The 9524-nt window shown below is 38.1% G+C and carries 6 protein-coding genes; all 6 read right to left on the bottom strand.

Annotated elements, in window-relative coordinates; all coding sequences use genetic code 11:
- Positions 1 to 9: 9 nt before the first annotated feature.
- Positions 10 to 2274 carry an ACP S-malonyltransferase gene (gene fabD / locus NYE26_RS05685; RefSeq protein WP_339254517.1) on the bottom strand — a complete coding sequence of 755 codons (2265 nt, stop codon included), beginning with the start codon at positions 2272 to 2274 and terminating at the stop codon, positions 10 to 12.
- Between the two features lie 57 nt (positions 2275 to 2331).
- Complete coding sequence (locus tag NYE26_RS05680; protein ID WP_339254515.1) at positions 2332 to 3243, bottom strand: acyltransferase domain-containing protein; 912 nt, start codon at positions 3241 to 3243, stop codon at positions 2332 to 2334.
- Positions 3243 to 4049 (bottom strand): 4'-phosphopantetheinyl transferase superfamily protein, encoded by an 807-nt coding sequence (locus tag NYE26_RS05675; protein WP_339254513.1) that lies wholly within the window; start codon positions 4047 to 4049, stop codon positions 3243 to 3245. Before NYE26_RS05675 ends, NYE26_RS05680 begins: the two co-directional genes overlap by 1 nt.
- Positions 4046 to 6631 carry a PEP/pyruvate-binding domain-containing protein gene (locus NYE26_RS05670; RefSeq protein ID WP_339254511.1) on the bottom strand — a complete coding sequence of 862 codons (2586 nt, stop codon included), beginning with the start codon at positions 6629 to 6631 and terminating at the stop codon, positions 4046 to 4048. The genes NYE26_RS05675 and NYE26_RS05670 overlap by 4 nt, the downstream gene beginning before the upstream one ends.
- A 15-nt stretch (positions 6632 to 6646) precedes the next feature.
- Positions 6647 to 8758, bottom strand: coding sequence for an MMPL family transporter (locus NYE26_RS05665; RefSeq protein WP_339254509.1), 2112 nt, complete (start codon positions 8756 to 8758; stop codon positions 6647 to 6649).
- A gap of 133 nt (positions 8759 to 8891) precedes the next feature.
- Positions 8892 to 9521 (bottom strand): lysophospholipid acyltransferase family protein, encoded by a 630-nt coding sequence (locus NYE26_RS05660; protein ID WP_339254507.1) that lies wholly within the window; start codon positions 9519 to 9521, stop codon positions 8892 to 8894.
- Between the last annotated feature and the right edge of the window lie 3 nt (positions 9522 to 9524).

The following is a 9524-nucleotide window of genomic DNA, read 5'->3' as shown; positions in this document are numbered from 1 at the left end:
AACAAGGTTTTATAAACCGTATAACGATTGATAACGATTGTTTAAATAATCTGCAGTCCCAGTCATAATTTTTTCACCAATCACAGCGACATTTCTATTTCTCCAGCTTTCTAAATTAGATCCCCTTACCCATTGGTTAAATGCTCCCAACGATGGTCCACAATGAATTTGATAGTTGACCTTATCATCGCTAGCACCACTCAGAGCAATGTTTGTGGAATAAGCGAAATACCACTTAAATATTAACGCCATCTTGTATTTTGAATTCTGTTCCGCTATCTCTATTTCCCTAGAAGTTTTATATAATTTCACCTCTTGATATACTTCCTCCAAGCTTCGTTTAAAATAACGCTGTTCGAGAACTTGCCTGTCTTTAGTGTTTAACTCTTCAATAGAAGAATGCTTGTTGTACAATTCGTATAACTTATTCGCCCTTGATGGAAAGAACAACCCCTTCTTCAAGACCTGAACTCTGGCTCCTAACTCAAACATGTCTCCCGCAGGAGCATATTCCGTATCTTGCACATTAACATGTTCGAGAATATCTTTTACTGCATTACTCGTTTTAGCCTCAAGAGTGCATTGATTAATTGAGCCAGTAACAATAAATTCAGCTCCAAGTATAAACGCTGCTGCTGCAGCCTCCGGTGTTCCGATTCCACCAGCTGCTCCGACTCTTATCTTTTGGTCGTAACGGTAAGTATCTATTATTTGATCACGGAGTCTAATTATAGATGGCATAAGTACATACGCAACTCCTTGATCGGTATGACCACCAGAGTCAGCTTCAACACATAATTCATCCGCAACTGGAACCATACGTAGTAATTCAGCTTCAAATTGTGTAATCTTCATATCATTCAGAAGTGTATTAACTATATGTATCGGAGCAGGGCTTAAAAAAGCCTCTGCCACTTCAGGTCTTGAAATTTTAGCAATGATACGATTCTTCCGAATAATCTTATTATTCGTTTTACACAATCCTTTAGCACGGTATAGCACCAAGGCGGGAGTAATATCGATAAATGCAGATGCTTCAATCAATTGGACCCCACGCTTTAGAAATAGATTTACATTTTGCTCTTCCCGAAAGGCATTATCAGGATAGTGTAGTAAATTAAATCCATAATTTTTTTTATCCGGGAGAGATTTTTGTATAAATTGAATAGAATTATCAATTTGTTCTAAACTCAGTCCAGCTGATCCGTAGAACCCCAGCATTCCAGCTTTGGACATTTGAATGATCATCTCTTCAGAAGCTATTCCTTTATACATGGATCCGGCCACATAAGCATATTTCAAATCATAATCCTGCTTGAATCCTTCATCTCCCAATGTTTCAGCCGTTAATAACAGATCTGAATCCTGCACTACTGATGCTGAGAAATGAGAGGCAGGAGGGATTTCTTCCGTTTTCTTGACATCGAAGTATAGCGTACGGATCTCGTTTGACATTTTTGTTAATACATTCCCTGGTCCAATCTCCATCAACTCGGTTATTTTCTCATTCAATAAGTATTGGATTGTTTCAGTCCATTTTACTGTATTTGTAATCTGAAGCACCAAATTTTCACGAAGTTCTTGTTCTCCGTAAGGCTTAGCATAAATGTTAGATATAACCGGAATAGTCATCTTTGAGAACTGGAAGGATTTAATGAATTCTTTAAAATCATCCGAAACTGATTGCATATAACGCGAATGAAACGCACCACTAACCTTCAATGGAATAAACATTTTAGCATTTGCTAATTCGAAAATGCTTTGCGCAGCTAGAATATCTACTTTAGGACCTGATATTACGATTTGCTCAGGGGTATTAATATTAGCAATGTCAATAGTAGAAAAACCTTTCTGTATCAATATGTCTTGGACTTGATCCGCATTTAAACCTAAAACTGCGGCCATGGCTCCACCTGTAATTTTTGACATCAACTCTCCTCTTTTTTTTACAAGTTGGAGGCCGGTCTCGAAATCAAATGCACCAGCTGCAAATAATGCATTGTATTCACCCAGGCTGTGGCCTGCAACATATTTCGGATTACTACCGGTTTCATTACGTATTCGTAAATAACTTAATGCATTTACAACAAATAGTGCTGGTTGAGTATACTTAGTTTCAGTTATATTATTATTGGGATCTGTGAGGCAAAGTTCTTCAATAGAATAACCAAGAATTTTATTAGCTTTTGAAACTAATTCACTAAACTCATCAAAGAGCCCTTTCCCCATCCCCTTAAATTGGGATCCTTGACCGGGAAACAAGTATGCACTCATTGTTTTGCCTGCCTTTCTTATTTGAAATCTGGGGATAGAAAAAATACAGACCGTCTTTTAAGTCACTACCGATAGTACAGATTGTATTTCTGAATTTGATTGCCTGTAATTCATACGTTTAATGATGTTTGTCATCATTCTTGACGGACCTATATCGAAATACAAGACTCTATCGGAGCCTAACTCCAGATCGAGCAATGTAGATAGCGAGCATATGGGATTACGTACAACATCCCAAAAATAATTTTGTGTAACATTAGTGAGTGCTCGACCGAAAAGCCCAGACAAGAATATGGTACGGGGGGAACAATAAGTTCTTTGTTCCAGATATCTCTTGTACGGATCTGCTGCAGCATCAATCCATTTTGAATGAAAGGCATGTCTAAGAAGTAGACGATAGCAACTTATGCCTTCATTTTCCATACATTTACTGATTATATCTAATTGTTTATCGCTTCCAGCAACTACGAAATGAGAAGAGTCAACCGGTAAAACGAGATCGACATGTTGTTTAAGTATTGTTGAGTGCTCATAAAAGGTGGGAGATTGAAGAATCGCCATCATGCCACCAGTGGGAGGGCATAATTTTTCAATTATTGTTGCCTGTTCCAGAACCATATCAATGGCTTCATCAAATTTCAACACACCACTTATTGCAGCTGCTGTAAATTCCCCCAGGCTAATACCCAATACATGGGTAGGTATAATCCCTTTAGATAGAATCATTTGCGCAGCTGAATATTGCACCATGAAAATTGCAGAATGTGTGAATAATGTTCTATGGATCGCCATTTTATTTGGATGTATGTACAAACTTTTAATAATAGACTCATTTGTCCTGTTTATAACGAATTGATCTAAACAATCCATCCATTCTTTAAAGACCGCATTTTTCTCATAGAGTGATTTCCCCATCCCAAGGTATTGTGAGCCTTGACCTTCAAACAAGAAAACAATCTTTCTACTCATTAATTTTCTCCTATAACTCTATGATTTTGAGAAAAGCTATGAAACAACTGTTTGAATTCCTGACCATCCCATGCCAATTGCTTTGGCACGACAATTGAAGAAATAAATTCTTCACCTATATAAGAATAAGAGCTATATTGAGTAAAATGTGTATAACTCCCCGTGACAAAACCTTTACTTGATAGCTCAAGTTTATTGATCTCTAATAAACTAAGTGGCGTAGTTAGTCCTACTCTCAACACCTTAGATAACGCTTCTTTCATAGTCCATAATAATGTAATAACTTCATTAAAAGGAAATATAATACGTTTTGCTAACATTATCTCAGACTCAGTCATATAACTTTTGATTAAATTGGCTTTTCGTAAGGATGGTGTGACCTCCAAGTCTATTCCCATAGGAAAAGATTCTGGGTAAACCAAACCGACGGCTAATCCACCGCTGTGAGAAATACTGACCTGATGGTTACACAAATTAGCATAGCGAAGGATTGGCTGGTTGAGTATTCCCTGATCAATCCATATTCTTTCAAGAAGCCGCTCCTCTGTCAGAAGAGATACTGACCTTTTTGCAACATATCTACCTATCATATAGCTAAAAATTCTCTTATCAGTAATTAATCCCTTATAATAGTTCATCTCTTGTGGATGAAGATGTGACTGGAGAACACTTGCATTAAAATTCGCAGGTGTATCAACGAAAGTTAGCCCAATCTTACGATCAACAGAGATGGGGAAACATACCGATTCTTCGTTCATCTCTATCGACTTCAGTACATTTACTTTACATTGAGATTGAAATTTCATATATATATTTTCCCTTTGTCACCGTCCACCGTTATGGTATGACCACCATTAATTTTCTTCATTAAATTTTTTACATTCGCGACTGCAGGAATTCCGTATTCTCGCGCCACTATGGCTCCATGTGACAAGTATCCACCCGTTTCCATAGCAATGGCGGAAACATTAAGAAAAAGTGGAGTCCATGCTGGATCCGTAGATGGAACTACTAAGATTTGACCTTTAGTAAGAGCAGTTGCCTCATTGGGATCGTTGATACAAATAGCACTCCCTGTTGCCACACCTGAGGAGACACCGAGTCCATTCAATAGCCGGACATTCGGGGATATAGTTTCAAATTTTATAGATGTTAGATGCCCATCTGTGAAAAAATCAGGATACTCAGCTTCTTCGAATTTTACTTTGCTTCTTTTTCGTTCGTTAATCATCAACTTTAATTGTTGACCATCCCACTTCTGTTCGAACAAATGGACAAGTTCATACCAGTTTACGAAAAATACATCATCTGGATTATCTAAAAGATTCCTTGCACATAATGCGCAACCGAGCTCTCGAAGCTGGAAACGAAGTTTTTCGAGCAATTTGACCATAGTAGATTTCGCCGTTTCTCGTTTTCTCAGAGCAAAAGTAGTCAGCTTCTTTAAAAAAATACGTTCGTATTTTTCGAAAATCGAATTAGGGAGAGCAAGTTCGTTTGGGCTGGAGTAATTAGAAACAATATTTTGATCCATCATAGAACTAATTATCTGTATCAAATAAAGGGGATTTTCGTTCCAACGGGGAGCACTCAAATCCAACTCATTAATACAACGATGTCCATAATCTTTTAAAAAAGAAGAAAATTCTTCCCAAAATTGGCTTTTATTTTCCGCTGTCCATTTTATGATGAATTCCTTGTCTATATTATGCAAGTTTAAACCCTCTGTCGAAGCCAGAAGGGCCAAATCTCTTAAACGATAACCTATTTCTGCCGTGGAGATATTACCAGCTTCCCTAAGAATTTGGTTAGCCATGCGACCGGCTTCCTCACCATATCTTGAATTCATACGTACCATAAATAGCTGGAAGACAAGCCCTGAAAAAATATTGATTAGCTGGACTTTCGGATTTAAAACACTCGCTTTTTTATGTGTGCGATCAATTGCGTCAAGACTCACTTCCCTGTCCACTTCTTCATTAACATACTGGTGAATTTCTTTGAAAAATTTATTTAACCTACATAATATAAAGGCAATTGTACAACCGAAGAACATTTTCCTTCCTAACTCAAAAACTTTACCTGTGAACGTCTTATGCTGCACAGATATTTCAGGCTGATGTCCGCCAATACCATCATTAAATTGAGCAGGCGCAACGCCAAAAACATCATACATTTCCCACTGAAGTGCACTTAAGTTCATATAAGCTCTTCCATTATGAAGCTTTACATGTTGGACTTGGGGCTCGACCCGATAACCAACGGAGCGAATAGGAGCAGTAAGCATCTGCCCAAGGGGCTTTTTCATTAAGCTCCATCCCAGTGGAGTTTGTACGAACGGCATAACATCACGAAAGTTTGCATTCGACCAAATCGTTGACTGATCAGATAGTTTTCGATATATAGACAAAACAGGGGTGGAAATCGGACGAGCTTGAAGGAAAAGGAATTTTTCTCCATCATACAAAAACTCGATATCAAGATGCTCTTCTCTTAGGCTTAGCGCGTCCCAAATCCTGGTCACGAACTCGCTTAAATTTAAAATTAAAGAATCGCTAAGGACGCATTTGGAGCGCTTTGTCTCCGTAAGATTGACTGATTCAATCCCTTTGTTTTTATTTTTTATAAAAATTTTCTCCTTTAATCCTATTCTTTTACTTGTAATGGATGGGCGCAAATTGCCAATATCAACTCGGTATTCATCAGGATCTACATGCCCACCTACTAGTGATTCCCCCAAGCCATAGTTAGTTTGTATAACAAGCATATCTTTTTCATTAGTAAGTGGATCAATAGTAAAACAAACACCCGATGATTGGGCCTCCACAAATTCCATTAAGATCAAGGCCATGCTAGGTGCATATAGGTGTATTTTTTTTTTGACACGGTAAGTTATCGCTCTCCAACTCCACAAAGATGCATAGCATTTTTTGATGGCATCTAAAATTGAATCTGGAGAAACAACATTTAAAATTGAGTCATATATTCCGGCGAATGAATGCTGAACGGAATCTTCATCTGAGGCAGATGACCGAACAACAACTGATCTGTTTGTTATACCGTGAATATCCGTATGACGAAACAACTCTTTTATATAATCTTCAGGAAATGTTCCTTCCAGTATCTTTAATTGAAGTTTTTGTGCAAATATTTTTAAACGCTCCTCGTCCATAGCCCCTTCCTTAGTAAGATTGAGAATCACATCGATATCTCTTTCTAAACGATTATGGTTCACATAAATATTGTACCAATTAGAGGAAATCGCAAATCCAGATGGAATAGGAATCGCATTGTCATACAGTCGCCCTAAATTCACAGCTTTTCCGCCAAATTGTTTATGGGAGGATTTCCCCAACTCCTCCCAAGTAGCAAAAAATCCCTTATACAAGCTACCAACCTCCTTTTATAAATCTTTTTTGAGACTGGTTTTTCGATTCGATGAAAATCGCTGTGGCATCCACCAGTTTGCTTGACCAAGTAATCGCATTAACGCCGGGACAAGAGCAATTCGTACAAGTGTCGAATCTAGAAAGACAGCAATCACTAGTCCTAATCCTATTGTTTTGATAAGAGCGATATCTGTAAAGATGAACACTCCCACAATAAGAATGAAAACAAATGCTGCACTAGTTATAATGTTTCCAGTATGAATAAGCCCACGTTCCGTACTTGTAGTATTATCACCACTCTTCTTATATTCTTCAGCAATCCGTGATAGCAGAAAAACCTCATAATCCATTGATATACCGAACACGACGCAAAAGAGTATAATGGGGACGGCTGGCATAATAAACCCGGTATATGGCATTTGGAATAGTTCTGAACCTATCCCATATTGAACAATTAACACAATAAGCCCCAAACTTGAGCCAATGCTCAAGAAATTTAATAATACCGCTTTTAACGGCAACACTAGAGAACGGAAAGCAAAAAACAGAATAATAAACGTTGAGAAAAAAACGAAGTACAGAACTGCATCTACACGTTCTTTGATTCGATTTATGAGATCAACCTTAACCGCTGCCGATCCGGTAACATGCACCTCAACGTTCTCAAATTCCAGATTTCTAATATCCTGAATAACACGATCGATTCTAGCATCGTTGTAATTGTATGCACTGACTGCTGTAATGACAACATAACGATCATGAACAACTCTTAGCTCTTCCAGACGTCTCAGATTATCCGAATTTTGGATGTTCACAATCGATTCCTGTTTTGTAGATCCACCGACAAGCTCGAATGGACTTGATACAGTTAAGATATCCGAAACGCCACGAATTTTTTTGGTCAGATTGTACAAGGCTTCAGCCGGAGCTAAATGGTCTAATGATTCCTCCAGCGTTACGACTATTTGAATTTGTTTATTCCCTACATCTCCATATACAGATAGGTACCGTTCATATCCTTGGCGGGATGGGTAATCACTGGGAAGGGTATTCGGCTCTGGAATCCCCATTTTCATGGTGAATACAGGAATAATCGTTACTAACAAGAAGATGGACGTAGCTAGGACCAAAACAATCGGTTTTTTTCTAGTAACGAAGAATGCGACTTTTTTCCAAAACCCACTCTCATCTGATGAATTCAAATATCCTTTATGAAGAACAGAAAGAAAATCCAGATGTTTACCAAAAATACTTAAAAGGGAAAGAAGCACAGTGTTGCTCACCAAAACCGAAAAAAAGACGACCAACACCCCTCCTATCGCAATCGAACGAAAAAAGGATAGATCAATCAGAAACATGCTTGCCAGAGCCACCGTCACTGCAAGACCTGAAAAAACAATTGACCGCCCTGCTGATCCTGCAGTTTTAACAACAGCTTGTTCAATAGATAAGTTTCTCCCCAGTTCCTCTCGAAACCGATTAACCATCAACAACGCATAATCAATACCAAGCGCCAAGCCAAGCATAGTTACCAAATTAGGGAAATGACTTGAAATAGGCATATGTCCAGCGATAAAATAACCAATCCCCATGGTGATAGCAGCAGTAGTAATGCCTACAATGATTGGAAGAATGGCAGCACCAACGCTTCCAAAAATGAAAAGTAAAGCACTTAAGGTCAAAGGCAGTCCAATAAGCTCTGCTCGAGAAATATCCTTCTTCCCGGCTTCACGAGATTCATAAAGTGTGGGAACATCTCCAGTCCAATACAGTTTTGTTCCTTTAACTTCACTGACCTGCGCTTGAATTTCCTGATAATGATTCAAGGCCTCATCCGTGGATAAATTAAAATATAACTCGAAAATAAATAAATCCCGAGTAGATAGAACTTGTCTTTCTGTTGGCTGCTTTGAAGAGTAGCCTGTGAAATAATTAAGCTTTTCCAATTCCTTTATTGATTTGAGAATATTATTATTTAAATTATCCTTAATTGTAGAACTAGAAATTTTAGATTCGCTCTCATATACGAGAATAATTTTAGTTGGAGAGTACTTCAATTGCTCCAACAATATGATCTGACCTTTTTCGGATTCGCTATTTTTCGGAATGTATTCGGAATCGTTCATACGATCAGTTGCCTTCACAGCATAACTTCCGAAAATCAAAAGAATTAAGACACTGATCGTCAAGCAGATCCATCGGCGCCTGTAAATTCCAGATCCTATCCGCTCAAAAAAGGGCTGCCGCATGATTATCTACTCACTCCTTGTCAAATGTACTTAATACAGTCAATCCAGTTTGATACAATTCCTCAATCTTTTGATCTAAGCTGGATAAAAGTCGTATTCTCTCCTCTTTTTCATTGGATTCAACAGATAAATAGTTTCGAGGATAGATAGGGTCACCAATGATCAGAATCACCCTCGGACGTTTAAAAAAATTCTTAAACTTAAATTTTTCAGGACCGATGTACACAACTGGATAGATAGGAACATTTCCCCTTCTCGCGATGGAGGCAACACCAAGCTTTAGCGCCGTATTATTTTCCCTAGTCCCGCTTGGAAAAATACCAAAAATCTCTCCCTTTTTGAGAAGTCTACCTGGTACTTTTAATGAACTTGGTCCTGGGTTATCACGATTAACAGGAAAAGCATTGATTTTTCTAAATAACCATGAACTCACAGGATTTTTAAACAACTCTTCCTTTGCCATAAAATGAATATTACGAGGCAATGCAGCGCATCCGTACCACACAACGTCCATCCATGTGGTATGCCTTCCTGCTAAGATATACGCTCCGGTTTTCGGTAAACGCTCCCTGTTAACGAATTGATGCTTGCTAATTCTCTTTAAGAAAAGAAAAATCAATCCGCCTATAAAGTTATACAAGAT

The organism is Paenibacillus sp. FSL P2-0136 (assembly GCF_037975325.1).
Lineage (GTDB): Bacteria > Bacillota > Bacilli > Paenibacillales > Paenibacillaceae > Paenibacillus_AQ > Paenibacillus_AQ silagei.
The sequence above is the reverse complement of the archived record's forward strand: the minus strand, read 5'-3'. Positions and strand labels throughout refer to the sequence as shown.